The sequence below is a fragment of the Pseudobythopirellula maris genome, assembly GCF_007859945.1.
In the GTDB taxonomy this organism is placed as follows: Bacteria; Planctomycetota; Planctomycetia; order Pirellulales; family Lacipirellulaceae; genus Pseudobythopirellula; species Pseudobythopirellula maris.
This window is the reverse complement of record NZ_SJPQ01000002.1, coordinates 312,614-338,176: the sequence shown is the minus strand read 5'-3', so window position 1 is coordinate 338,176 and position 25,563 is coordinate 312,614. Positions and strand designations below refer to the sequence as shown.

The window sequence follows — 25,563 nt, the reverse complement described above, 5'->3', positions numbered from 1 at the left end:
TCGGATGGCGTGACCCCGCCGCCGCGCCTAAAATCAAGTGAACCCAACCCACTCGACCCCCGTCTTTCACTCCATGTCCGAATCCCGCGTCCCCTCCGATTCTCCTGAAAATGGGCCCTTCCAGGTCCAGGTCGCCCAACGCGTCACGCGGCTGCCGCCGTACCTGTTCGGCCGCATCAACAAGATGATCTACGACAAGCGCGTCGCCGGCGACGACGTCATCGAGCTCGGCATGGGCAACCCGAGCGACCCGCCCCAAGAGGTCGTGATCGAGAAGCTCGTCGAGGCGGCCCGCAACCCGGGCAACCACCGCTACAGCAAGTCGAACGGCATCGCCAACCTGCGGCGTGAGGTCGGCGCCAAGTATTTTAAGAAGTACGGCGTGCGGCTCGACCCCGAGAGCGAAGTGATCACCTGCCTCGGCTCGAAAGAGGGCTTCAGCCACATGTGCCTGGCGCTGATGGGCCCCGGCGACACGGCGATCGTACCGGCGCCCTATTTCCCGGTGCACGTTTACGCCGTCGCGCTCGCCTCGGGCAACGTGATCTCGCTCGACGTGACCGACAGCGACAAGTTCCTGTCGGACATCGCCTACACCTGCGAGACGCTCTACCCCAAGCCCAAGCTGCTGATCCTCTGCTACCCCCACAACCCGTCGTCGGTGGTCGTGGAGCAGTCGTTCTTCGACGAGGTGGTGAAGCTCGCCAAGCGGTACAACCTGATGGTGATCAGCGACTTTGCGTACGCCGACGTGGCGTTCGACGGCTACCAGCCCCCCAGCTTCCTGGCGAGCGAGGGCGCCAAGGAGGTCGGCGTCGAGTTCACCACCATGAGCAAGGGCTACAACATGGCCGGCTGGCGGGTCGGTTTCTGCAGCGGCAACGCCGAGATGATCAACGCGCTCGCCACGATCAAGGGCTACTACGACTACGGCATGTTCCAGGCGATCCAGATCTCGGCGATCGTCGCCCTACGCGAGACCGAGGCCGCCGTCGAGGAGCAGAGCCGCGTCTACCAAGGCCGCCGCGACGCGCTGTGCGACGGCCTTGTGCGGATGGGCTGGGAAGACGCCCGCCCGAAGGCCGGCATGTTCGTCTGGCAGCCGGTGCCCGAGCCGTGGCGCAGCCGCATGAGCACGATGGACTTCGCGATGATGCTGCTCACCAAGGGCAACGTCGCGGTGAGCCCCGGCAGCGGCTTCGGCCCGGCCGGCGAGGGCTTCCTAAGGATGAGCCTCGTCGAAAACGAAGAACGCCTGCGGCAAGCGGTGCGGCAGATCAAGGCTTGCCTGAAAGACGCCGAGGCGGAGTACGCGGGCAAAGCGAGCGTGGGGGCAGCGGGGTAGGGTCCGCTGTGCGGACCGCAACGTGACGTTGCCATCGATATCTATGGCGTCGCTCCGCACAGCGGACCCTGCTGACCGCCACCCGTCGCTACATGCCGCGAATCCAGGCGCTCCCGCCGCGTTCCTGCTGATCAACCCATGGCGGCTTGTGCGCGCTCGCGCTGTTCCATCGGGAGCGTGGGAATAGCTTACTGATGCTGAGCGGTTGTGAGAGAAGTACGCACAGGCTCTCTATAAAAGCTGGCAGCCAAGAAAGCCCATATTGAAAGAAACGCAGTACTTGGTTCTGGCACTCCAGTGAACACGACGTGATCAAATATCATGCCGTCTCCGTCCTTGTCATTGGTAAATCGGATTGACGAGAACCCCGTATCGCTTCTGAAACCAAAGAATTGAACTACACCATCATCCATCTGTACTCCAGCAACACCCGATTCGCCACTAGAGGTGAGATAATTGATCGTACTCTCCACGTCCTTTAAATCAGTTCCAAACTCAAAAACAAGTTCTTCAAAGACAAATGTCACAGATGTCGCAAAAGTCGCCAACAAGTACCGCTGCCCCTCTGTGGGGCCTACTTCTGTAGTCGTACTGCCGGGTACGAAGCCAACAATGTCAAGCACGCCGAAAGGTCTTTCTCCCTCGTAGGCAACCGAAACAATCCCCAAATCAAGCATGGCTGATCCGCTTGTCTCGAAGAGAGTCGCGCCCTCGAAACCCTCAATCATCAATGGACCACTGGCTGCTTCAAACATTATACGATCAGTGAAGACTGTTGCACCGAACACAGGGCCCCAGGATAGCACTACCATTACGAAGGGCAAAAGAAATCGCTTTGGGTACTCTGCATATAGACGAAACATCTCGCGTTCGCGTGACTCTTTCTTTGCTAGATGAACCACGAGAATCCTCCTTGCAGAAGTGTCATAAAAAACAAAAAGACATATATGTGATATTTGAGATTTTAGAGAACGAAGGCAGGACGAAATTAAAGTACATGTATTAAAGGTAATTGTCAATACCAAGAAGCCATAAGGCTCAGCGACGGCTGGCGGCCTGAACTTATGTGCCACCCGCGTGTTGCCAGTGTGATGTACCGCTAGAGGTGTCCCCACTTCGCCGGGTGCCCGGGGTCGTAGCGGAGCGGAGCCCCCGGGGAATCACCAACGCGGTCCCCACTTGCTGAAAGCTGGGGGCTACGCCTTCGGCTCCGACCCCAGCCACCCCACCGCGGGGGCTCAGCCCGGCGGCGTGCATCGCTGGCGACTAGGGCGCACCACGTCCCACGCCAGGCCGACGCGCTCCAGTCCGTAGATCAGGCTGTGCCGTGACGAGGATTCCGCCTCATTACATCTCGGCCCCGCGAGGCCCATATCTCAGCGAGGCAAGCTCGACCGAGTAGGATACGGCGAGCATACGCCTGACCTACCAGATTCACTTGGGGAATAATAAGCCGTCTAGAGGGCGAATGGTCAGGGAGTGCTTGATTTCTAGGTCATGCGTCCCATCATTCATAACTCAGTTCTTCCCAAGTGCGTCTCATGAACCGGACCCTTTCGTGTCGCCCCGCCCTTGTCGTGTCAACGTGCGTTATTGACCTGCTGATGGTCGCCCACTGTTCCTCGGCCCGTGGGGCCGTGGGTGATTGGTTGCACGCATACCAGTCCCCCTTTCCTAGGGCGCTAGCCGGTCGAGCGATTCCGATCGCCCTCGACGACAACGTCGCGCTGGTAGGCGCCCATTTCGATCGATCTACTTCCGGCGTTACGGTTCTTAACGCCAGCAATGGCGCAGTCAAAGGCTCGTTTTTCACTCCCACGTTTCCTGACGACTTGGCGCTCGACGGGGAGTGGTCGCTAGCCGTCAGCAACGGGCTGCGGGTCTACCGTGATTTCGAATACTCCTACACATGGGATCCGCTCGGCCCCGGCGGAGCACCGACGAATTTTGGCGAAATCGCGATCGACGGAACACACGCGGCTGCAGTGATCGACGACTCGGTGTGGTTCTACGACCTTCAGACGCGACAGACGCTCGCCAGCTTTGGCGCCGAGGCGATGGCGGGCGTCTCCTCCGCCGCTGCGTCGGTCCACGTCTCGGTGGATCTTTGGGATGGCCTGGCTGTTGTTGGTGTCGGCTCGTTCTACGGCAATGGCAGCGTGCCAGGGAAGGCGTATGTGGTCGATGCGACAACCGGCGAGTTGCTGCGGGAGCTGACCAGTGAGAGCGACCCGCCGACCAGCCAGTACGCCCATTCCGTCGCCATCTCCGAAGGGAGGGTCTTGGTAGGGGACCCCACGTATTCGGGAAGCCTCAGCTCCGCCGGTGCGGCTTACTTGTTCGATCTCGACAGCGGCGAGCAGATCGTTCGGCTTGATCTCGAGGACCCCGCCGTGGGGGAAAGCCTGGGAGGGGCAGTCGACCTCGACGGGACCGCAGCGGTCATCGGGGCCTCTCGCCACGGCACGCCACATGTCGGTTCGGGGGCGGTGTATTTCTACGACATCGAATCACCCAACAGTCTCGTCCGACACGAGAAGAGCGTGACCGGGATCCGCGTGTACAATGGCAGCCGCGTGGCGGTCAGTGGAGATGTCGCCGCCTCCGCACCTAATGTTTTGTACGGCTACTCGAACTTTTTCTCCACGGTGCCGGAGCCCTCTTCGAGTTACCTCGCAGCGGTCGTCGTCGCCTGGGGGGCGAAGCTTAGACGTCGCAGGGCTTAAAGTCCGGAGGTCAGGCAGTGCCCACAAGTGTTCGGCGTGCCGCCTCCCTGGTCAACGCATCCGCTGTGCCGAACACTTGTGGGCTATGACTGAAGACGCGGGGGCTCAGCCCAAGAGGCGAACCGGTCGGCCTCTTGTCGCTTCGCGACTCCGGCAACGACGCATTCTCATGGGCACTCTAGGCGTGCCGATCCGCTCGCCGCTACCGGGGTTAGAGCGGTTTGCTCATTGGTGTAGACGCTCGGCTCGCGACCCCTGAGCGGTTTGGCATCCGATATGCACCCTTGGAAGGACGTCTCACGCGACGCACCATCCAACAGGGGGATTCCATGGCGACAGCACAACCCGCCGTTGCTCAATCGGTCAACATGAGCGCCCTGAGGGCCTATCTGCTTGACCATCTTGCAGGCGGCGAATCCGCCATCCGGACGCTCGAGGACTTCCGCCGGCACGAGGGACGCTGCGCTGTCAGCCAGTTGGCCGAGCGGCTCGTCTCCGACATCCAGGCCGACCGCGACGTGCTGCGGCGGCTGCTGCGCGAAGCGGGGGGGAGCAACAACCCGCTGCGGCGGCTGTTCTCTTGGCTGGGGGCGAAGCTTGGCGGGCTGAAGTTCTGGCGCCGGTTCTCGGGCGAGTTGGGCCCATTCGAAGGCGCCGAGATACTCTCGCTCGGCATCCTGGGAAAGCGAGCCTTGTGGGTGGCCCTGCGGCAGCTGCAGGCGGAGGCCGGGCTGTTCCCCGACGAAGACTTCGGCGCTCTGATCTCTAAGGCCGAAGAGCAGTACCAGATCGTGGAAGACAAACGCATCGAAATGATCAGGCAGGCCTTCCTCTGATCTTGGCCGATGAGTCGCGGCGGCTGCGTCCCCCAGCCACTCGGTCCGTCTGCCGCGATCTCGCAAAGCTTCCCTGCAATACGACCACGCTGCCTCTTCGTACGCGTTGCGTATTATCTAGCAGGCGTGCCCCAACTGCTGCGGGGTTGCGCACGACACTTTCAAGCGGCGGAGCGTTCAGCGACAATTAAGTCTAGGCGTCGGATCGGCTTTCCTCCTGCGGCAGGCGTGTTCCTCCTCTCGACGCACGACTCCCTTCCGAGCAACCCATCCCTCCAGACGCGTATGATCTCTCTGCCGGTCCGTCGTCTCGTAGCGCAGCCGTCCGCCTCTGCTTACAGCAACCCTGCTCGTGCGCCACGCAGCCGTGAGAATGGCGCCGCCTGCCGCGCCTTGTTGTTGGCCGCGCTGCTGGTGCTCGGCGGCGGCTTGGCGGCCGAGGCTCAGATCGCGTTGCCGGTCGCCAACGGCGACTTCGAGTTCGGCTCGGCGGGCGACTCGCCCCCGAGCGGTTGGACCAACACCGAGAACTTCTTCTGGATTGGCGACAGCAGCTTCAGCGGCGCCGATCCGAGCGGCGGGTACAGCGGCTCGAAGTTCGTTTCGGCGAGCTGGCAGTACGGCGGCCTGCCCGACTCCGGCTCACTGTCGGGCGGCGCCGCCAACAGCGCCTCGATGTATCAAGACATCGACCTTACGCCCTACGCCGCCCAGCTCGGCGGGGGCGACCAATACCTGGGTCTCTCGTACGCGTATTACGACAGCGACCCGCTCGACCTCGGCTTGATCTCTTACGACTACCTCGACTCGGGCGGCGCGACGATTGGCCCCGGCTACGCGGCCGACACCAGCGCGGGGGGCGGCTGGTCGTACGTGAGCGGCATGTCCAACGAGCCGGTGCCCAGCAACGCGGCGACCCTGCGGATCGTGCTCGGCGCCGAGCAGAACGGCGGCGGCACGGCCCGCAACATCGCGTTCGACGCGATCAGCGCGAGCCTCGTGCCCGAGCCGGTCGAGACCGGCCGCACCCTTCCGATCGGGTTCGCCACGGTCGGCGACGGCGTCACCGGCGGCGCCGCGGGCCCGCTGGTCACCGCCACCACGGCCGAGGAGTTCCGCAGCTACGCCACGCAGTCGGGGCCGCTCAATATCAACGTCGTCGGCGCCCTGAATGTCGGCGGCGTCTCGGTCGCGTCGAACAAGACGATCCTCGGCGTCGGCGAGAGCGCCGGGCTGGTCGGCAGCCTGCAGCTCTCGGGGGTGAGCAACGTGATCGTGAAGAACCTCGAGCTCTCCAACCCCTCGGGCGTAGGCGAGGGAGACGTCCTCACGTTGCGCGGCTCCACGAACGTTTGGATCGACCACAACGACATCTTCAACTCGACCGACGGACTGCTCGACATCATCCGCGAGTCGGACAACGTGACCGTGTCGTGGAACGAGTTCTACTACACCGACGAGTTCGCCTCGAACGTGAACCGGGGGCACCGCTACGCGATGCTCATCGGCAACGGCGACGGCGCCACCGAGGACGCCGACAACCTGCACGTCACGCTGCACCACAACCACTGGGGCGACAACGTGCACGAGCGCATGCCGCGCGTTCGCTACGGCGACATCCACGCCTTCAACGAGTTCTACAACTCCCAAGGCAACAACTACGTGATCCGCTCGGCGATCGGCGCCGAGGTGCTGGTCGAGAACAGCGTGTTCGAGAACGTAAACACGCCTTACGAGAAGCAGCAGGGCGGTCAGGTCGAGGCCGTCGGCAACCTGCTGCGGGGCGCGTCGGGCGCCGCCCAGGGGGGCGACGACGTCTTCACGCCCCCTTACGCCTACACGCCCGACGATGCGTCGGAGGTGAAGGTGCTGGTGCTGACCCGCGCCGGAGCGGGCGCCGCCCTGCCCGGCGACTTCAACGACGACGGCGTGGTCGACGCGGCCGACTTCACCGTGTGGCGCGACAACCTCGGCGCCCCCGCCGTGTTGACCCTGGCCAACGAGGTCGACGGCGGCCTGGTCGGCGACGCCCAGTACCAGACCTGGGTGAACAACTTCGGCGCCGAGCGCGAGATCGACCTGCGATCCCTGGCGAGCGTGCCCGAGCCGCTGAGCGGGACGCTGCTGCTGGTGTGGTGCCTGCTCGCCGCCCGCCCGCGGCGTGTGGTATGAAACGCCGGCCGGCCCAATCGAGGGGGAGGGCGACTTGTCTGGCGGCGTGCTGCTCAGCCGCACGAGCAAGCTTGGCGTTGAGTGATTATCATGACGGGCACGTCTTGTGACTCGTCCGCCACCTCAACAAAGCGCCCCCTGATGCCCTCTCCCCTCGTTGCGCGTGTCGTGCTTGCGTTCTCAATCGTGCTCCTCGGCGCCGCGACCGGCTTGGCCGAAGTGGCCGTCGCCACGCCCGACGGCTTCGCCACGCAAGGCGACGGCGTGACCGGCGGCGGCGACGCCGAGCCGGTCACCGTTTCGAGCGCGGCCGAGTTGCAGAAGGCGGTCGCGGGCGACTCGCCCGCGGTGGTTGTTGTGGAAGGCAAGATCGCGATCGACGGCGTCGACATCGGCGCGAACAAGACCCTCATCGGCGCGGGCCCCGACGCCGCGCTGGCGGGCGGGACGCTCCGCATCGGCTCGAACAACGTCATCGTGCAGAACCTCACGGTCGGCCCGGTGCGCGGCGACGCGATCGAGATCTCCGGCGCCAAGAACGTGCTCGTCACCAAGTGCGACCTGCACGACAGCAGCGACGAGCTCTGCTCGATCGTGCGTCAGTCGGACTTTGTGACCGTCTCGTGGTGCAAGTTCTACTTCGACGACACGCACAGCCACGCCTTCGGCGGCCTGATCGGCAACCGCGACGACCGCACATCGGACCGCGGCAAGCTGCACGTCACGATGCACCACAACTGGTACGCCCAAGGCGTACGCGGCCGGATGCCGCGGGTCCGTTACGGCAGCGTGCATATTTACAACAACTACTACGGCTGCCCGGACAGCCTGTACTGCATCGGCACAGGCTTCGAGTGCCACGTGCGGGTGGAGAACTCTTGCTTCGACGGCGTGAAGACCCCGTGGCGTGACCAGCGGGTCGGCGCCACCGAGAGCGGCGGCGAGATCGGCTGGGACAACCTGCTGTTTGAAGGCAGCGAGCAGCCGACCTACATCGAGAACTCCTACCCGGTGTTCGACCCGCCGTACTCTTACCACATGGAGGGGGTCGATGAGGTCAAGGCGGTGGTGACCGACCCGGAGCACGGCGCGGGCAACCGCGCGTCGCGTTAGAGGGTTACGGACTCGCCGGTCGATTATGACTAGCGGGGCCGAGCGGTGTCATTGGCGCCAGCCCGCCCTAACGGGCCGGGGCTCCTGCCCCCCGGCCAAAACCGCCCGCCCATAAAAAATCCGCCCCCACCGCCCCGCCATCACGCACCGCTACACAGCTCTAAACCACCCCCATGCAACGGCTTACAACAAAATCATAAACGGCCAAGAATCGCTGCTGCGCGCGCGGCCAAAAGCGATTGTCGAAATTAGGTAAAACGCCTGCTACAAAGATAATTGGGCGCCGCAGGGTGGGCATTTTTCGCGGCGCCGCTGCGATCTTCCGACCACCGCACCCGACAGCACGCCGCCCGCTGCGTTGATCACGCCGTTTGCCACGGCGGATCGCGTGCGAGCTTTTTCTGGCGACCAAGCGGCGGAGCAATCTGAAAAACTATTGGCCACCCGCCTGATTCTGAGCAGCGCGAGCTAAGGCTTCTTGGTGGTCTCGGTGATCGACTCGGTCGGGCCCCCATCGAGCGGCGCCCCCAGTTCGATCGCCGGCTCTTCGCCGCGCAGCACGCGGTCGACCCAAGTCGCGAACGGCGCCGGCTCGCCGTCGAAGTAGCGGGCGAAGTCGCGGCCCGGGCAGCTGGTCTGGCCGCCGGCCACCTTGCCGTGCGTGCTGATCGCCGAGAGCGGCAGCTCGTGCTCGGCCAGCAGCCACGCCACGAGCCGCACGGCCGACTCGACCTGCGCGGGGCTCGGCCGCTGCTCCTCGAAGTTGCCCATCAGCTCGACGCCGACGTGGCCGGCGAGGTCGTACTTGGTGTTCGACTCCGGCTCGTAGTCGAGCGACCGGCCTTCGAAGATGCGGCCGTCCGGGGCGACGAGGAAGTGGTACGGCAGGTCGGGCCAGAAGGTGTTGCGCGGGGGCTGCTCGATCTGCGGCCGCCGCTTGCCCCACGACTGCATGTTGCGGATGAAGGCGACCGGGTCGCGGTCCTTGGTCCACAGCACTCCGGCGTGGTGTAGCGTGACGTAGGTGGGCGTGTGCCGGCGGTCGTCGGCGATCGGGGCGGGGTCGGAGCCCCACTCCGCGGCCGTGACGAACTTGGGCGGCCGCGCGACAGCGGCCCGCGCTTCGGACGCAGCGGCGGGCTCGGTGGCGTAAGCTACCGTGGCGTTCAACGTGCTCAGCGAGGAGATGGCGAGCAGCAGACCGGCGAGGGCGGCCGTGGGGTGGAGGTGTTTCATACCTCCAATCTACCCCGCCGCGCAGCGAGCGGCACTACGGCGGTGCGCCGGCGAATCACGCCTTTTCACGACAAGCGGGCGCCGCCACTCAGCGACTTGCGGGGCGGCGTTGGTGGCGCGGCCGCACCACGTCCCACGCCAGGCCGAGGCGTTCCCACAGCAGGATCACGAGCCAGATCAGGTCGATCTCCCACCAGCGGCGCCAGTTCGAGGCGCTCGACTGGTCGGCGTGGTGGTTGTTGTGCCACCCCTCGCCGCTGCTCACGAGCGCGACGAACCAGTTGTTGCGGCTGTTCTCGTCGGTGTCGTAGGTGCGGTAGCCGAACAGGTGGGTCAGCGAGTTGACGCTCCAAGTGATGTGCCAGACCAACACGGTCCTCAGCAGCACGGCCCACACCACCAGGCTGGCGCCGAGCTGCAGGCCGCCCATCGCCGTTCCTGCAACCAAGTAGCCCAGACCCAAGCCGATTAAGAAGTGCGCCAGCAGGTGGATCGCATAGACCCACATGGCGTTCATGCCGCGCTGCAGCCACATGTAGAACGGGTCGCGGAGCACGTCGCGTGCGTAACGGTCGTAGACCCCCAGGCTGTGCACCGCGGGGTTCTTCACGAGCAGCCAGCCGATGTGGCTCCAAAAGAAACTCACCAGCGGGCTGTGCGGGTCGGGCTGCTCGTCCGAGTCGCGGTGGTGCAGGCGGTGGGCGGCCACCCAGCTGGCGGGCGCGTCTTCGAGGCAGCAGATCGCCGTCACCACGCAGGTCCGTTCGAGCCACAGCGGGCAGCGGAAGCTGCGGTGCGTGAGCAGCCGGTGGTATCCGATGTTGATGCCCAGGCCGCCGTAGACGTAGGCGCCCGCCAAACACAACACCAAGCCGGTCCAGCTGAACAGCCAAGGCACGAACGCCAGCAGCGCCAGCGCGTGGATCGCGACGATCGGAACGGCGTAGCGCCAAGCGATCTGGTGCGATGCGGCGGCCGGACGGGCCAGCGCCGCCGGAGAGGTCGCCGGCGGCGGGAGCAGATCCACGGGGATCGCAGTCGCCGCCAGCCTGTCCGCGGCGCCGCGGACGGTGTTGATCGAACCGGCCAAGGTCGCTCCCTCAATGGGGCGCCACGCGACGAAGATTGGTGCGCGGCGCCCGCCTAGTTGCCTCCATGCCCGGTTACAGCCGGGGCGTGTCTCTCCATTTCTAGAACCGCGAATGCCGGCGGGCAAGAGCTCGAATCTTTTCTGCGGCTAGAAATGCGGATCACTTGCTTCGGCGGCGGCCTGCTGGTCGCAGCGCGACCAGTCCCTGCTATTCGGCCGAAGCGAGCTTTGCTTGCTTGCCGGAGGTCTTCGCCGAGGCGGTGCGGCCACGGGCGGCGTCGAGCTCCTGACGCTGGCCCCACACGTAGAGAAACAGGCCGATCACGGTGCCCACTCCCGCTGAGCTGAGCACCGCGGCCGGGCTTTGGGTGAAGCTAGAGTTCTCCACCGCCGCCTGGGTGGCTAGCACCAGCCCCACGAGGCTCACGACCAGGCCCACCAAGTCGCTGACGATCTCTGCGGGGCTAAAGCCCATGCGGCTCATCACCACCAGTTTGCCGAGCGTCAACTGCAGCACGAAGCTCACCACGCCGGCCGCCATCGCCGCGAAGGCGAGCCAGTAGAACGTGGGGAAGGCGAACGACTCGGCCACGGCGTAGATCGGCTGTAGCAGACCGGCGGTCAGCTCCTGCGCCCGGGGGTCGCCGTCGACCGCGCGGAGCGCCGCGCCCGCCGTGTCGCGGGCGCTCTGGAGCGTCCGTTCGGCTTGCTCGCCCACGCCGGGCGCGGTTGCTGCGGGGTCCGGGGTCTCGCCGGGCGTCTGTGCGAGGACGGGGCCGCCCACCAGAAGCAAGAGCGTGCATGCGGTCGCCGCCAATGAGCGGCCACGGGCAATCGTCGACATAGTTCCACCTGTTCGATCGAAGGGATAGTGAGTGATTGGTTCGTGTAGCTGAAGGGGATTCGCCGCGGCTGAACGAATCTTGCCCCCCAATGGCCGTATCGGGTCTCACCCGGCTCAGCAGCGGCGGTTCTCCAGTAATTTCTGGAAGCATCCGCTCGCAGAGTTTTTGGCGGCTGAACGGGACGGCGTTCTGAAAAAGCCGCGTAACTCGCAGCGAGCGGCCGACCTTTCCTCAGCGGGGCGCGTAGGGTTTGAGTGAGCTGCTGCGCCCCCCGTTCCCCCACTTCGACCGACGCCATGAACCGTCGCAAATTCGCCTTCTGGATCGGCGCCGGCCTGTTCGGCTTGGCCGAGCGGTTGCGGGCCGATTCGCTCGACACGCTGGCCGCCGCGGCGATGCGTGCGACCGAACCGACGGCCGCTCCGCCGCCCGCCGCCGGGGCGGCCGAGGCGTTGGCCACCGGTGTCGATGGGGCCGAGCACTGGACCGCCGCGTCGAACAAGACCTGGGGCTGGTTCGTCCGTGAGACCCGCGTCGACGACGAGTGGAAGGTGACGGGCATCACCCGCCCGCGGAAGAAATCGACCGGCGAGCCGTTCCTCGAAGCCGAGGGCTACCTCGACGACGAGCTCGCGCCCGAGGGGCTGCGCCTCGGCGATTCGCCCGCCATGCCGGGAGACTACACGCACGACAGCGACTACACACGCGATAGCGCCGGGGCGTACGGCGGGCCCGCCGAGGAGACGCCCGACGAGACGATCGATGACGACGGCCCCGAGCCCGATCCGGGTCACCCCCACCCGACACGCAAGGCGCGCGAAGGGCGGCCGCCGAGTCGCTGGCTGCGCAGCCTGGAGGCGGGCGAGTTGGCTTACTGGCTCGGGCTGGTCGAGTTGCCCGAGGCGGGCGTGAGCGGCATGACCTATTGGGAGCACCTCACCCGCGACCACGGCTTCTCGCCCGCCAAGATCGAGGGGCTCACCAAGCCGCAACTCGCCAGCCTCCACGCCGCGGCGCACTACGGCTACTGACGGGCCGACCGAACAGCTCGGCTGGCCAACCCACGCGCCTAGTGCGAATCGCACGGATGCGTAGCGTGTGTGGCGGTGTGATTCGACGTCGATATGGCGAAAACAACGCTACGGCTAGCGGTAGTGCGATCTAGTGCGTCCTAGCCCGCCTCGTCGGCCGAAGGGCCGTACATCCCCGGCACGGGCAAGTCGTTCAGGCGGAGGTACACACAAAGGTGCCCGCGGTGATGGATCGTGTGGTTCAACACCCAGGTGCGGAGGACGCCCGACTTGGGCATCTCGATGTAGATCTCGTCGTTTGAGATCAGTCGCCAGGTCTTCGCGTATTCGGCGTCGTCCGTCTTGGCGATCCGCTCTGCCGCCGACGACACGTTGGCGTCGAACAACGCCAGGATCTCTTCGATCGATCCCAGCTTGGGCGGCTGGTAAGGGGTGGGGCCATCGGGGTTCACGTCCCAGGAGTTTTGGGTCAGCGTGCCGTCGACCCAGCCGGGGATCTCGGCCAAGTGGTTGGCGACCCAGCCGATGGTGTTCGACTTCTCGTGAGCCTTCCAGTCGAGTTTGTCGTTGGGGATACGCTCGAGCGCCTTGCGGGTGGCTGCCATCTCTTGCTCGAACTCGGGAAGAAAGGTCTCGGCGAACGGCATCGAAGGACTCCGATAGAGGGCGGGGGGCAACGGCTGCGAAGAGTGTACAAGAGAACACCAGTCGGTCAACCCCGCCGGCGCATAAAAAAACGCCGTGGCAAAAGCCACGGCGTCGGGTGTGTTGGGGCCGCTTCCCGGAGGAGGGGAAGCCATCGCATGGGCTGCGGCGTTTACTCCTCAGCGGGCGGTTTCTTGCAATCTTCGAGCGTGCCGCCGGGCAGCTTGTTCTCGGCCATCAGCTCGGCGTACGTCGGCGAGCCCTCGTGCGTGGGGTCGCTCGGGAGGGCCATCACCTCGGTAAGCACGGCGAGGATCTTGTCGGTGTCTTTGCGGTCGGCCTTGCCGAGCTTGCCGACCAAGTGCTGGCCGAACGGGTTGTGGTGCTTCTTGCTCTTGCCTTGGTGGCAGTTGAAGCACTTGGCCTTCTTGATGTCTTTGGCGAGCTGGGGGTCGGCGTCCGATCCGGCGTACTCCTTGAAATAGACTTTCTGGAAGTCCGGGAAGGCGTGGGCCGGGGCGGCCAGCAGGCAGGCGGCCAGGGCGAGGATCAGCGACAGCGAGAGGGTGCGCATCGGGTGGTCTCTGTTCGGGTAAATGCGTGTCGGCCTGGGAGCGCTCGGTGAGCCCCCGCAGCGGTACGCGGCGCCCCGGTGATCGGTTCGCCGCAAGCCGCAGGAATCGAGGGCCCTAGTGGGGACGACAGGAATCGAACCTGCACTCCCGAAGGAACTGGAACCTAAATCCAGCGCGTCTGCCAATTCCGCCACGTCCCCTAAGGCTCGGCAATTATAGCTCGTGGTGGGCGGCGTGTCAGGCCGTTTCGGGGGCGGGGGGAACCGCCAAGACGCCAAGGACGCCAAGACGCGCCACGCGGGCCGCGTGCCGGTCTCGCTTGGGAGGTAGGGCTGCGGGACATTAGCGCTGTGGGAGGCGTCTCTGACGCCGATACCGGTATGCCCGCCGATTTAGCAAGCGGCGCGTTATCGGCGTCGGAGACGCCTCCCACAACAATCAACCGCCACCAAAATGAGCTCACAGCAAGCCAGGATTTTCGGCTCCGCTTGGCGTCCATGGCGACTTGGCGGTTTCTCTTACACGTACACCCGGCGGTTGTAGACGTACCACTCGATCAACAGCACGACCAAGGCCGCCAGCAGCAGCGGGCGCCAAATTTCTTGCCGAGCGGGGGTCGAGCCGGCTTGGGCGGCCACGTCGATGTTGCCGATGCGGATGGCGGCCGTGCGGGCGTCTTGCTCGTCGCCGGCGGTGGCGGCCCGCAAACGGACGTCGCTCTCGGCCTGGTCGAACAGGTTCACCGCGAAGCGCTGGCTGAGGCGATCGCCCCCCGCGGCCTCGCCCTCGTCGATGGTGTAGACGCCCGGGTCGGCCGTGTTGTGGACGATGTACGGCTCGTCGCCGGTGCGGGTGAGCTGCTCGGTGCGGCCGTTGGGGGCGATGAGGGTCGCCGCTTCGGCGCGACCAAGCGGCCGCAGCTCGACCGGTTCGCCGGGTTGGGGACGCTCGGCCGTGAGGCTCGCCTGCGCCACGAAGTACTCCACCGCGTTCAGCCAGAAGGTGGGGAAGCTGTGGCGGTTGATCCAGTCGGTGTTCTTCTGCGTGCGGCCATCGGACTCGACCAGGATCGGGAAGCCGAGCACCAAGTCTTCGTAGCCGCCGCGCGGCGCGATCGCGGCGACCGATCCGGAGGCCGAGTCGATCAGCGACGAGCCGCCGCTCGGCGGGTCGAGCTTGAGGCTCTCGACGACGTCGAAGTTGCCGAGCTCGATGTGCGCCAGCAGCGGGTGGGTGCGGCTCCAGTCGATCAGCTGGGGCCAGTCGACCGTGGCCGGTTCGCCCGGTTCGTCTTGCTCGTCGCCGTCGCCGTCGCTGCGCCACGCGGGGCCCGGCGGCAGGGCGCCGAGGTAAATCGTGCTGGCGCGAGGCGACGCCTCGGGCGCGCAGCGGTCGAAGATCACCAGGTCGTAGGCGCCCGCCTCGGCGTCGCGCTGGTACTCGGCTTCTTGCAAGAAATCGGGCTTGGTGACTCGCACGCCCCCCAGCCGGTCGACGCGCGTGCTTGCCAGAGCGGTCTCGACCGCCACGTTGCCGGGCGTCACCAGCAGCACCGCGCCGGGGCGGGCGTCGTTGATCGCGGCGTAGGCGGTGTTGTCGACCGCCAAGCGGTCGCCGACCGAGGCGAGCGTTTCTTGGTCGAACTGCGCGGTGAGCCCGCCGGCGGCCGCCTCGCCGAGGGGGAAGACCACGCCCGCCGTGGCGCCCGCCGCCACCGCCACCCGTTTGGCGTCGACCAGCGAGCCGTCGCGGCGGATCTCGACGACCGCCTCGGCGGCCGCGTCCGAAAGGTTGGCCACCTGCACGAACGCCTGCAACTGGGTCCGCAGCAGCTCGTCGCGACGGGTCTGGAAGGCCGTGATCGCGAGGTTCGCGGTGCCCGGCTCGCCGATCGGCACGTAAACCGGCTCGAGGTTGCCGAGGGCGAAGTCTTTGACGTCGGAGAACCGCCCGTCGCTGAAGATGAACAGCGTGGCGGCGATCGGGTCGACCACGTCGACCTCGGGGGCGCCCTCTTGGATGGTCATCTGGGCGGGGTTCGCCAGCCCGTCGGCCAGCTCGAGCGCGCCCAAGAGGTCGGTCGACTCGGCGGTGGCCGCGATCGACTCGAGCCGCTGGTGGAGCAGGCGCCCGTTGTCGGTGAACTCCTGCACGACGCGCGCGTCGCCGCCGAAGCTGATGATCATGGCCGTCATGCCGCTGCGCATCTGGTCGATGAGCCCAGCGACTTGCACTTTGGCGGCGTCGAGCCTGGGCGACTCGCCGTCGTCGCCGGCGTCGGTCGTTGTCATGCTGGCCGAGTTGTCGACCAGGAAGATGAGCCGCTGCCCGCTGAGCTCGGCCCCCCGCCACCCGGGGCGGAGCAGGGCGAGGATCGCTAACGCCACGAGCAGCAGCTGCAACAAGAGCAGCAAGCTCTTGCGCATGCGCTGCCAGAGGCTGTTGACCCGGAGGTCCTCGATCGCCTTGGTCCAGAGGTAAGTGCTTGGCACCACGACCGGAACGCGTTTGAGCTTGAGGAAGTAGAGCGCAAGGATCGCCGGCGGGATGGCGAGCATCGCCGCCCATTGCCAGGGGCCGAGCGTGTTGCGGAAGAGTTCGTTCATGCGTTTTGTTCCCTCCCCCTGGTGGGGAGGGCTAGGGAGGGGGGAGTCCGGGCGCCAGGGGCATCCCCCCTCCCCCAGCCCCTCCCCACCAGGGGGAGGGGGGATTCGGCTACCGCACCAGCCCGCGCCGACGCAGGTAGCTCGTCATCATCTCGCTGACAGGCGTCTCGTTGCTCGCCAGCACGTAGTTCATGCCGCGCTTGGAGCAGAAATCTTGGACGCCGCCGGTGAAGGCGTCGAGCGTTCGTTTGTATCTCGCCAAGAGCGGGGCGCTGACGGTGATCTCCGCCGTGTCGTCGTCCTCGCAGTCGACCAGCCTCAGGTCGCCCGTGACGCCGGGGTCGATTTCTTCCTGGCTGAGGAGCTGCAGGACGTACACGTCGACCCGTTGGGCCACCAGGTAACGCAGCGCCGCCTCGTAGCCCGACTTGTCCATCAGGTCCGAGATGAGCACCACCACACCGCGGCCCGAATTGCGGAGGCAGAACTTTCGGACGCCTTCGGCGAGCGAGACGTTCTCGTCGGCCTCGACGCCGTCGAGGAAGTCGAGCATTCGCGGCACGCTCTTGCGCCCCCGGAGCACGGGCGAGCGGCGCCCGCCGAGGGTCTCGATCCTCAGGCGGTCGCCCTTGATCGTGGAGACGTAGCCCAACGCGGCCGCGAGTCGTTTGGCGTAGTCGAGTTTGGTCGGCTCGCCGAACGCCATCGAGGGGCTCGCGTCGATGAGCGTGTAGAAGTGGAGGTCTTCCTCCTCGAGGAACAGCTTGACGATCAGCTTGTCGAGCCGGGCGTAGAGGTTCCAGTCGAGGGTCCGCAGGTCGTCGCCCGAGACGTAGTTGCGGTAGTCGGCGAACTCGACGCTCTGCCCCTTGCGCGCCGAACGCCGCTCGCCCTTCATGCGGCCGCGGAATACCTTGCGCGTGACCAGCTCCAGCCGCGCGAGCTGGCGCATCAACTCGGGGGGGAGCAGTTCGTTGGCTGGGGGAGTGCTAACCAAGAGAAGCTAACCACAAAGGAACAAAGGAACGACGTTATGCAGCTAGAAATGGTTTACCATGAAACACCCATCATATCACACGTCGTTCCTTCGTTCCGTCGTGGTTGAATTCTAACTGTCTACCGAAGCCAGCATCGCTTCGTAGCGGCGTTGGCACTCTTCTTGCGTCACGTCCTCGATGTGGGTGGCCATCGACCATTCGTGGCCGAACGGGTCGGCGACCTTCGCCATGCGGTCGCCCCAGAACATGTCGACCGGCTCCATCCGAGATTCGCAGCCGGCGGCGATCGCCTGGGCGTACAGTGTTTCGCAGTCCTCGACGTACAGCAGCATCGAGATGCTCGGCAACTGCTCGCCCTGAGGCCAGGCGATCTCTTTGCCTGGCATCGACGGGCCGATCATTACTAGTGAGTCGCCAATCTTGGTTTCGGCGTGGTCGACCGAGCCGCCGGGGCCGTTGAGGCGCATCTGCTCCTCGGCGCCAAAGGCCTTGGCGTAAAACGCGAGCGCCGCGGCGGTGTCCTTGACCACGAGGTAAGGGGTGACCGTGGAGTAGCCGGCGGGGATCTTGTCGACGGGCATGACGGATTCCTCTTGTAAGTACAGGCTTGCAAGCAGCCGTGGCTCTGCGGCCACAACCGGGCGATCAGCAATCGCGGGGAGCACTGTACAAAAGATCACTCGGCGATGCAATAAAGTTGGTGCGAGGTACGCAGGAAAATCTTTCCGTCCAGCACCACCGGCGTGGCGAAGCCGCCGTCGGCCAGATCGTTCACGGCGACCGGCTTAAACTCGTCGGCCGCCTTGATCACGTGTGTTTTGCCCGACTCGTCGGTCAGGTAGATGCTGTCGCCCACCATGATCGGCGAGGCGCTGAAGCCGCCCCCGAGGCGTTTGACCCAGACCGTGTCGCCGCTCTCGGTGTCGTAACAGGTGGCCACGCCGTCGTCGCTCACGGTGTAGAGACGCTGCCCTTGGACGAGCATCGTCGGCACGTAGCAAACGGCCTTTGTTTTGCGCCACGCGATGTGCGAATCGGTCACGTCGCCCGAGCCGTCGGCGCGGATGGCCAGCAAGTTCTTCTGGGGCCAGCCGCCCGACGAGTAAACCTTTTGCGAGTCGAAGGCCACGGTGTTGGCGGCCGAGAGGCTCGGCCCGTCGACGCGCCACAGCATCTCGCCGCTGGTGGGGTCGTAGCTGACGGTCTCGTCGCAGCCGGGGATGACGAGCTGCTCACGCCCGGCGATCGTGGCCACCACGCCGCAGCCGAAGCTCGCGTTGTCGCGGCGGCCGGTGCGCCACACTTCTTCTCCGGTCGCCTGATCGAAGGCCGCGACAAAAGCCCCGGCGTTCTCGCTGTCGCCCGACACAATCACCGTCGAACCGTACAGGATGGGCGAGGGGGCGTACCCGTGCTTGGTGGTGAAGGGGCCCGCCTTCTTCTGCCAGAGGATCTCGCCATCGAGGCCAACGGCCGAGAGGTAGACCCCCTCGCCGCCGCCATCGATCGACGCGTCGCCGTCGACCATGTGGAGGGCGAACACACGGCCCCCTGCGCAGGCCGGCGTGGCCGAGGCGTGGGAGTTCTTCGAGTGGATGTGCATGAACCCACCGCTGTGCAGCAGGGTGTTCCAGCCCTCGGCGCCGGTGGCGCGATCGAAAGAGAGCAGCCGCATCTCCTCGGCGCCTTCCACAGCGGTGGAGATGAAGATCTGATCGCCGACGACGCAGGGCGTCGCGTGGCCGCGGCCCGGCACGTCGACTTTCCACGCGATGTTCGAATCGGGGCCCCACTCGGTCGGCGCCGAGGGGCTGCTCGCCACGCCGTTGAGCTGGGCCGAACGCCACCAAGGGCGGTCGCCCGGCGAGGCATTGGGCCCGGCGGACGCGACTGCCGCCGTGGCCGAGGCCAGCGACTGAGCGTGGGAGGTTGCGGTCGCCGCGGTGATGGCCACCACCAGCAGCAGCAGACAGGCCGTACGCTTGGGTAGAGATATCGTCATTGAGAAGAACTCCTCGGCGGTTCCGTCGATCATCCGAAGCAGCGGGCCATATGGTACCCCTTTTGGGGAGTGAATGCGACAAAACTCGGCGCCGCTTGCCGCGCGCCCGGGGCGGGGGATAAGTTGGGGCGACTGGAGCAGCGCCGGCCGATCGGCCGGCGCCTAGTGCGCTCCCACCGCTACGCGAATCCCCCCACGAAGAGGCGCTGCCGATGGATGGCTGGACCGAATTCATTGCCCTCGTTTTGCTCTGGCTGGCGACGGCGTGGGCGTTTTGAGCCGCGCGCCGCGCGTGGCGCCGCTGGCGGCGCTCGCCAATTGCTTTGCCGTTTACGTGATCTACCACACGTTGCGGCCGCGGCTCGAAGATGGGCTGCTGCGGGCCTCGCTGCCGAGCTTGCTGCTGCCGATCGCCATGGTCGCCACGGTCGACCTGACGCCGCAGATCCGGTTCCGGTCCGCCAAGAGCCGGGCGATGATTCTCACGGCGATGACCGCGGCCGCCGCGCTGTGGTTCGAGGCGGTCGTCCCCCAGCTCACCAACTCGTCCACGGGCGACTGGCGCGACGCGGCGGCGATGATGGCGGGGCTTGTGATTGGGCTCTTGGTGCTGAGGCCTAAGGCTGCGCCGGTGGACTGAGGGGCGGGGCGTCGTCCGGCGTGGCCGGTTCGCTCTCAGCGGCGCCGTTCGGACCGTCCTGCGGCCGGCTGAGCCGCAGGATCAGACGGTCTTCAACGACCTCGATGCTCTCGAACTTGCTCAACGTTTCGGCGACATCGGGGTCTTCGAGAATGTCTTCGGCCATGTTCTCTTGGGATAAGGCGTCGATGAATTGCTCCGGCAGCGGCTCGCCCTTCACCGAGCCGCCGGCGAGCTTCACCACGGGCACGCCGTCTTTGTAGCCAAGTTCGAGCGACACCGTGGCGTTGAGGAAGCGGCCGGCGCCCAACGGCATTTCGTCGAGCGGTATGCTGATGTCGCCCGACACTTGGCCGTCTTCGATGCGGATAAAGACCCGTCCCCGCAGGTCGTCGTTGCTGGCGATCAGGGCGTTGAGCTCGTCGGCCGAGAAGGAGATCTCACCGTTATCCACAGCGGCGGGGTCTTCGCCGGCGGGGTCTGCTTCGGCCGGCGCGCCGTCATCCGCGTCTTCCTCGCCGTCGGCGTCCACCGCCCGTATGAGTCGATCGAACCGGGATTGCAACTCGGCGATCTGCTCGTCCGAGGCGTTGGAGATCGGTATCTCGGCGGGCTCGGTGGCGGTGTATTTATCGATCTGGCCGGTGAGGAAGTAGTAACCCGCCACGCCGGCGACGATCACCACAACCACCACCAACGCGGCGCCGATCGCAGCGAACAAGCAGCCGTAGAAGAAACAGCCCTTCGGTTCTTTCTCGCTCTTGTAGACGGGCGGCGCCTGTTCGCCGTTGCCGTCGTTGTAAGCGTAGGGATTCTGCGAGGGCTGGCTCATTGTCTGTTTCTTGATGGTGGGTGAAGAGGCAATGAAGGGCGTAGCAAGCCGCACCGGGGGGGCGCGGGCGGCCCCGGTTCTTATAGGCTATCGCTGCGATACTTCAAACGCTTCGCGCAATTATATCGGCGTCGCCGAGCATTGGTCTCACGGCACATGCCCAGCGAGACACGCTGGTATTATTGCGATCTCGCCCGCCGCACGCGATCATACCCCCTTTTTGGGCCGGGGGACCTTCGCCTTTTTTTTGCCGCCGACGCCTTTGCGACGGCCTTTCTTGCCGCCCTGCTTGAGCTGTTCCTCCACGGCGCGCAGGCTCTGGCCGATCGACTCGCGCATCTTCTCGATGCGGTCCCTGAGGATCGCGGCGCGCTCGAACTCCATGCCGTCGGCCGCCTCGTACATCTCCTTCTCGAGCTCGTTGATGTACTCCTCGGTGACGTAGCGGGTCTCGTCGTCGCGGCCCACGGCGGCGTTGGCGGCGGCGTGGGCGGCCGCCTCGCCCTCGATGCCCATGCGGATCGCCTTCTTGATCGTCTCGGGCGTGATGCCGTGCTCCTTGTTGTACTCCTCCTGCAACTTGCGGCGGCGCTGGGTCTCGTCCATCGCCCGCTGCATGCTCTTGGTCACCTTGTCGGCGTAGAGGATCACCTTGGCGTTCACGTTGCGCGCGGCGCGGCCGATGGTCTGCATCAGCGAGGTCTCGCTTCTGAGGAACCCCTCTTTGTCGGCGTCGAGGATCGCCACGAGCGAAACCTCCGGAAGGTCGAGCCCCTCACGCAGCAGGTTCACGCCGATGAGCGCCTCGAACTTGCCGAGCCGCAGGTCGCGGAGCAGCTCGACCCGCTCGAACGCGTCGAGGTCCGAGTGGAGCCACTTGCACATCACGCCCTTCTCGGTGAGGAACGCGGCGAGGTCTTCCGAGAGCCGTTTGGTGAGCGCCGTCACCAGCACCCGCTCGCCGGCGGCGGCCCGCTCGCGGATCTGCTCCAGCAGGTGGGGCACCTGCCCGCGGGCGGGGCTCAGTTCGATCACCGGGTCGAGCAACCCCGTGGGACGGACGATCTGCTCGACGACCTCGCCGCCGGTCTGCTCGAGCTCGTAGGCCGCCGGCGTGGCCGAGACGTACACGCACTGCCCCATCCGCTCGCGCCACTCGTCGAACTTGAGCGGGCGGTTGTCCAGGGCGCTCGGCAAGCGGAAGCCGTGCTCCACGAGCGTCGTTTTGCGCGCCCGGTCGCCGTTGTACATCGCCCCGATCTGCGAGACCGTGGCGTGGCTCTCGTCGACGAACAGCAAGAAGTCTTTGGGGAAGAAGTCGAACAGCGTGTTGGGCGGCTCGCCGGGCGGCTTGCCGGAGAGCGGCGCGCTGTAGTTCTCGATCCCCGGGCAGTAGCCCATCTCGAGCATCATCTCCAGGTCGTAGCGGGTGCGGGCCGAGAGACGCTGCGCCTCGAGCATCTTCCCCTCTTTCTTGAACAGCTCGAGCCGCCCGGAGAGCTCCTTGCGGATACCGTCGACCGCCTTCTCGATCCGCTCCTCCGGCAGCACGAAGTGCTTGGCCGGGTAGATGTAGATCTCCTCGAGGCTGTCGATCACCTGGCCGGAGACCGGGTGGATGATCGAGAGCTTCTCGACCTCGTCGCCCCAGAACTCGATGCGGTAGCAGAACTCTTCGTAGGCGGGCCACACCTCGACCGAGTCGCCGCGCACGCGGAACTTGCCGCGGTCGGGGTCGGTGTCGTTGCGTTCGTACTGCACGTCGATGAGCTTGGAGAGGATCTCGTCGCGGTCGACCGTGTCGCCGACCCTCAGGCCGACCATCATCGCCTTGTAGTCCTCGGGCGAGCCCAAGCCGTAGATGCACGACACGCTCGCCACGACGATCACGTCGCGCCGGCTAACCAGGCTGCTGGTCGTCGCGAGCCGCATGCGGTCGATCTCTTCGTTTATGGAGGCGTCCTTCTCGATGTAGATGTCGCGCTGCGGGATGTAGGCTTCGGGCTGGTAGTAGTCGTAGTAGCTAACGAAGTAGCTCACCGCGTTGTTGGGGAAGAACTCCTTGAACTCGCTGTAGAGCTGGGCCGCCAGCGTTTTGTTGTGCGAGAGCACAAGCGCAGGCCGCTGCAGCTGCTGGATGACATTGGCCATCGTGTAGGTCTTGCCCGACCCGGTGACGCCCATCAGCACCTGCTCCTTGCGGCCGTCTTTCAGACCGCCCACGAGCTGCTTGATGGCGGCCGGCTGATCGCCGGCGGGCTGGAATTCGCTTTCGAGCTGGAACTTGGGCATGACGTGGCGGGCGTCTTGGGGGAAGCGGCGGAGGGCGGTGCGGGGCAACCCCCCATTAGAACCCAACCCCACGCGGCGGTCGACGCCGCAAGCCGCGGCGCCAAGCGCCCATGGTGCGAGCCGATCGCGGTGGACAAAAATAGCTGGAAAGCGATCTGCCCGGGCCGCGGGCAGAAATCCTTTGACCGCGACGCCAAGAAGCGCGCTCAGTGTATGCAGCGGGGCGTCTTAGAATGAGGGGCTCTTCCTTCCGCACGCAATCGGGCCGGCGATAAGACCCCCTGCGGCGCCCAATTATCTTTGTAGCGGCTGCTTCACCTAAGCTCGACAATCGCTATTGAGCCAAACGCGTAGTAGCGGTTCTGGGGCGCGACGATAATGTCGTAGGTCGTGCGCAAAGAACGACTTGCGCCAAAAAATCGCCGGCGCCGAATCGTTGTAAGTCGCGCAAGGGATTCTTTGGCCGTGCGATTGAGTGCGGCGGCGCCACGCACGATCCAGGGACCGCCCACGCCCACGCAGAGGATCTGATTGACACGCCGCCGCCCCGACCATAAACTAACCAACTAGTTAATTAACCTAATGGGATATTAAGTGGGCGACCAACTCAGCCAAACCTTCGCGGCCCTGGCCGACCCGACGCGGCGGGCCATGCTCGCGCGCCTCGCCGAGGGGCGGGCCAACGTGTCGGAGCTGGCCGAGCCGTTCCTTGACCGCATGAGCCTGCCGGCCGTCACCAAGCACGTGCAAGTGCTCGAGCGGGCCGGGCTGGTCGTCAAGACACGCGAGGCCCAGCGGCGCCCCTGCGAGCTCAACCCCGAGGCCTTCGAGCGGATCGACGCTTGGATGGCGATCTACCGCGCGCAGATGGAGGAGAGCCTCGACCGGCTTGACGCCTATTTGAAGAGCAAGCAGGGCTCGAAGAACAAACGGGGTCCCAAGTCTGTCGAAGCCCCGTCGTCGATGCCGAAGCCGGCAAAGAAAAAGAAGAAGACCCAACCCAAGAGAGAACAAGATGGTCGCAAGAAGTAAGCCGAACGAGATCCGCATCACCCGCGAGTACGACGCGCCGGTGGCCATGGTGTGGGATGCTTGGGCCGACCCGGAGCAGGTGGCCCAGTGGTGGGGGCCGCGCGGGTTCACGATCACCACGCACAGCAAAGAACTCCGCGTGGGGGGCGTGTGGCGTTACACGATGCACGGCCCGGACGGCACGGACTGGCCGAACACGACGGTCTACCACGAGGTCGTGGAGCACGAGAAGCTCGTCTACGACCACGGCGGCTCCGAAGACCGGCCGCCGCTGTTCCGGGTGACGGTGCTGTTTGTTGAACGCGATGGCAAGACGTTGATGGATATGACGATGGCGCTCCCCACGCCCGAGGAGGCCGAGGCCACGCGTGTGATGATCAAGGAGAAGGGCGGCAATGGGACCTGGGACCGGTTGGCGGAGTACCTGGCGGATCGGAAGGGCGTGTCGAGCTTCGTCATCAACCGCAGCTTCGACGCGCCGCGGGACGCGGTCTTCGCGATGTGGATCGACCCCGAGCATTTCGCGAATTGGCTCCCACCCAACGGTTGCGAGATGGAATTCCTGCGGTCCGATGTCCGCGAAGGGGGCGAGTCGTTCTACCGGTGGATCAGTGTGCAGCAAGACTTTTCGATCTACGTGCGTCTCGAATACCACACGATCGACGTTCCCAACCGGTTGGTTTACGTCCAGCGGCTCTGCGACGAGAACGGCCGCCCGGCCAAGCACCCTATCCTGCACGACTTCCCCGAGGCGATGCTCACCACAGTGGATCTTAAAGAAGAAGGCCCTAACGCGACGCGTGTGACCCTCACGTGGGCGCCGCAGGGAGAGGCGACGGCCGAAGAAGTGCAGGCGTTCCTCGACACGCGGTCGAGCATGACGCAGGGGTGGACCGGTTCGTTCGACAAGCTAGAGGGGGTGCTGCTTAGCACCCGGTCGGAGACCGTGGGCTGAATGGGACCGGGGGATAGATCGGAGCGGGGCTCAAAGTGAGCGGCGGTGGGCCAAGGTAAGGTATCGGCCAATAGGAGATGCTTACGTGATTCATCCACGTGGCCGCCGATGTCGGACGGCCGATTCCTCACCGCCAGCCACTTGCTCGCCGCCGGCGATCGGCAGCAGGTAACGCCGCATCCCCTCCAGCGTTCGTGGCCCGATGCCGTTGACCCGGTCGAGCTCTTCGATCGAACGGAACGGGCCTTCGCGGTCGCGGCTCGCGACGATCCGCCGGGCGAGAACCGGCCCGATGGCCGGCAGCTGCGCCAGCTCGGGCCACTCGGCGCGGTTCACGTCGACGAGGAATTCGTAGTCGAGCGGCGCCGCGCGGTCGATCTCGACGAGCCCCTCGCGTCCGCCGTGCGCCGACCACCAGGCCGCCATGCCCGCCAGGGCGACAGCCGTCAGCACGGCGATCGTTAGCTGGTCGGCGCGGCGGATGAGCGGCTCGGGCATGGGGCGGTGCAAAGAATTAAGCGCGGATGCACGCGGATCGAACCGATCGACGCGGACAGAGATCATTCTAGCCACGCACATCCCTGAAATCCGC

General features: G+C 65.6%; 22 protein-coding genes and 1 tRNA gene. 9 read left to right on the top strand and 14 right to left on the bottom strand.

Annotated features, from left to right (window positions below; genetic code table 11):
* Positions 1-73 precede the first annotated feature (73 nt).
* The gene (locus tag Mal64_RS09090) at positions 74-1,345 is read left to right on the top strand and encodes an aminotransferase class I/II-fold pyridoxal phosphate-dependent enzyme (RefSeq protein WP_146399341.1); all 1,272 of its coding nucleotides are present in this window, start codon (positions 74-76) and stop codon (positions 1,343-1,345) included.
* A 188-nt stretch (positions 1,346-1,533) separates the two neighbouring features.
* Here the strand turns inward: Mal64_RS09090 and Mal64_RS09085 are convergent, their stop codons facing one another.
* Positions 1,534-2,247, bottom strand: a complete 714-nt coding sequence (locus tag Mal64_RS09085; protein ID WP_146399339.1) for a hypothetical protein — start codon at positions 2,245-2,247, stop codon at positions 1,534-1,536.
* A 930-nt stretch (positions 2,248-3,177) separates the two neighbouring features.
* On the opposite strand from Mal64_RS09085, the gene Mal64_RS09080 reads away from it, so the two are divergent.
* The 4 genes from Mal64_RS09080 (at position 3,178) to Mal64_RS09065 (ending at position 8,192) form a co-directional block, all read left to right on the top strand.
* Positions 3,178-4,071 (top strand): hypothetical protein, encoded by an 894-nt coding sequence (locus tag Mal64_RS09080; RefSeq protein WP_197525603.1) that lies wholly within the window; start codon positions 3,178-3,180, stop codon positions 4,069-4,071.
* Between the two features lie 329 nt (positions 4,072-4,400).
* Positions 4,401-4,907 (top strand): hypothetical protein, encoded by a 507-nt coding sequence (locus tag Mal64_RS09075; RefSeq protein WP_146399335.1) that lies wholly within the window; start codon positions 4,401-4,403, stop codon positions 4,905-4,907.
* Between the two features lie 285 nt (positions 4,908-5,192).
* Positions 5,193-7,079, top strand: coding sequence for a pectate lyase family protein (locus Mal64_RS09070; protein ID WP_197525602.1), 1,887 nt, complete (start codon positions 5,193-5,195; stop codon positions 7,077-7,079).
* Between the two features lie 141 nt (positions 7,080-7,220).
* Positions 7,221-8,192, top strand: coding sequence for a pectate lyase family protein (locus tag Mal64_RS09065; RefSeq protein WP_146399331.1), 972 nt, complete (start codon positions 7,221-7,223; stop codon positions 8,190-8,192).
* A 468-nt stretch (positions 8,193-8,660) separates the two neighbouring features.
* Here the strand turns inward: Mal64_RS09065 and Mal64_RS09060 are convergent, their stop codons facing one another.
* The 3 genes from Mal64_RS09060 to Mal64_RS09050 all read right to left on the bottom strand — a co-directional run bounded on the left by Mal64_RS09060 (position 8,661) and on the right by Mal64_RS09050 (position 11,362).
* Entirely contained in the window at positions 8,661-9,428 is a 768-nt protein-coding gene (locus tag Mal64_RS09060; protein ID WP_146399329.1) for a peptidoglycan recognition protein family protein, read from the bottom strand.
* Positions 9,429-9,516: 88 nt separating this feature from the next.
* Positions 9,517-10,518: an acyl-CoA desaturase gene (locus Mal64_RS09055; RefSeq protein ID WP_197525601.1), complete on the bottom strand. Its 1,002-nt coding sequence runs from the start codon at positions 10,516-10,518 to the stop codon at positions 9,517-9,519.
* A gap of 208 nt (positions 10,519-10,726) precedes the next feature.
* The gene (locus tag Mal64_RS09050; protein WP_146399325.1) at positions 10,727-11,362 is read right to left on the bottom strand and encodes a hypothetical protein; all 636 of its coding nucleotides are present in this window, start codon (positions 11,360-11,362) and stop codon (positions 10,727-10,729) included.
* A 297-nt stretch (positions 11,363-11,659) separates the two neighbouring features.
* On the opposite strand from Mal64_RS09050, the gene Mal64_RS09045 reads away from it, so the two are divergent.
* Positions 11,660-12,394, top strand: coding sequence for a hypothetical protein (locus Mal64_RS09045; protein WP_146399323.1), 735 nt, complete (start codon positions 11,660-11,662; stop codon positions 12,392-12,394).
* A gap of 140 nt (positions 12,395-12,534) precedes the next feature.
* Here Mal64_RS09045 and Mal64_RS09040 read toward each other — a convergent pair whose 3' ends face one another.
* The 7 genes from Mal64_RS09040 to Mal64_RS09010 all read right to left on the bottom strand — a co-directional run bounded on the left by Mal64_RS09040 (position 12,535) and on the right by Mal64_RS09010 (position 19,253).
* Complete coding sequence (locus Mal64_RS09040) at positions 12,535-13,041, bottom strand: DinB family protein (RefSeq protein ID WP_146399321.1); 507 nt, start codon at positions 13,039-13,041, stop codon at positions 12,535-12,537.
* Positions 13,042-13,211: 170 nt separating this feature from the next.
* Complete coding sequence (locus Mal64_RS09035) at positions 13,212-13,613, bottom strand: hypothetical protein (protein WP_146399319.1); 402 nt, start codon at positions 13,611-13,613, stop codon at positions 13,212-13,214.
* A gap of 119 nt (positions 13,614-13,732) precedes the next feature.
* Positions 13,733-13,814: transfer RNA gene (locus Mal64_RS09030), tRNA-Leu, on the bottom strand.
* A gap of 318 nt (positions 13,815-14,132) precedes the next feature.
* Positions 14,133-16,220: a vWA domain-containing protein gene (locus Mal64_RS09025; RefSeq protein WP_146399317.1), complete on the bottom strand. Its 2,088-nt coding sequence runs from the start codon at positions 16,218-16,220 to the stop codon at positions 14,133-14,135.
* Positions 16,221-16,329: 109 nt separating this feature from the next.
* Positions 16,330-17,172 (bottom strand): DUF58 domain-containing protein, encoded by an 843-nt coding sequence (locus Mal64_RS09020; protein WP_146399315.1) that lies wholly within the window; start codon positions 17,170-17,172, stop codon positions 16,330-16,332.
* Positions 17,173-17,328: 156 nt separating this feature from the next.
* Positions 17,329-17,799, bottom strand: coding sequence for a VOC family protein (locus Mal64_RS09015; protein ID WP_197525600.1), 471 nt, complete (start codon positions 17,797-17,799; stop codon positions 17,329-17,331).
* A 95-nt stretch (positions 17,800-17,894) separates the two neighbouring features.
* On the bottom strand, positions 17,895-19,253 hold the full coding sequence (locus Mal64_RS09010; protein WP_146399313.1) for an outer membrane protein assembly factor BamB family protein: 1,359 nt from the start codon (positions 19,251-19,253) through the stop codon (positions 17,895-17,897).
* A 241-nt stretch (positions 19,254-19,494) separates the two neighbouring features.
* Between Mal64_RS09010 and Mal64_RS09005 the strand changes: the two genes are divergently transcribed.
* Positions 19,495-19,860, top strand: a complete 366-nt coding sequence (locus Mal64_RS09005) for a hypothetical protein (RefSeq protein WP_146399311.1) — start codon at positions 19,495-19,497, stop codon at positions 19,858-19,860.
* Here Mal64_RS09005 and Mal64_RS09000 read toward each other — a convergent pair.
* Both Mal64_RS09000 and uvrB read right to left on the bottom strand, forming a co-directional pair.
* Positions 19,838-20,692, bottom strand: coding sequence for a hypothetical protein (locus Mal64_RS09000; protein ID WP_146399309.1), 855 nt, complete (start codon positions 20,690-20,692; stop codon positions 19,838-19,840). The two genes, Mal64_RS09005 and Mal64_RS09000, sit on opposite strands and share 23 nt — an antisense overlap.
* Before the next feature lie 207 nt (positions 20,693-20,899).
* Complete coding sequence (gene uvrB / locus Mal64_RS08995) at positions 20,900-22,984, bottom strand: excinuclease ABC subunit UvrB (protein ID WP_146400804.1); 2,085 nt, start codon at positions 22,982-22,984, stop codon at positions 20,900-20,902.
* 594 nt (positions 22,985-23,578) lie between these two features.
* On the opposite strand from uvrB, the gene Mal64_RS08990 reads away from it, so the two are divergent.
* Together Mal64_RS08990 and Mal64_RS08985 are read left to right on the top strand one after the other, a co-directional pair.
* Entirely contained in the window at positions 23,579-24,016 is a 438-nt protein-coding gene (locus Mal64_RS08990) for an ArsR/SmtB family transcription factor (protein WP_146399307.1), read from the top strand.
* Positions 24,000-24,971 carry an SRPBCC family protein gene (locus Mal64_RS08985; RefSeq protein ID WP_146399305.1) on the top strand — a complete coding sequence of 324 codons (972 nt, stop codon included), beginning with the start codon at positions 24,000-24,002 and terminating at the stop codon, positions 24,969-24,971. Before Mal64_RS08990 ends, Mal64_RS08985 begins: the two co-directional genes overlap by 17 nt.
* Positions 24,972-25,061: 90 nt before the next feature.
* Here the strand turns inward: Mal64_RS08985 and Mal64_RS08980 are convergent, their stop codons facing one another.
* Positions 25,062-25,469: a ComEA family DNA-binding protein gene (locus Mal64_RS08980; RefSeq protein ID WP_197525599.1), complete on the bottom strand. Its 408-nt coding sequence runs from the start codon at positions 25,467-25,469 to the stop codon at positions 25,062-25,064.
* Between the last annotated feature and the right edge of the window lie 94 nt (positions 25,470-25,563).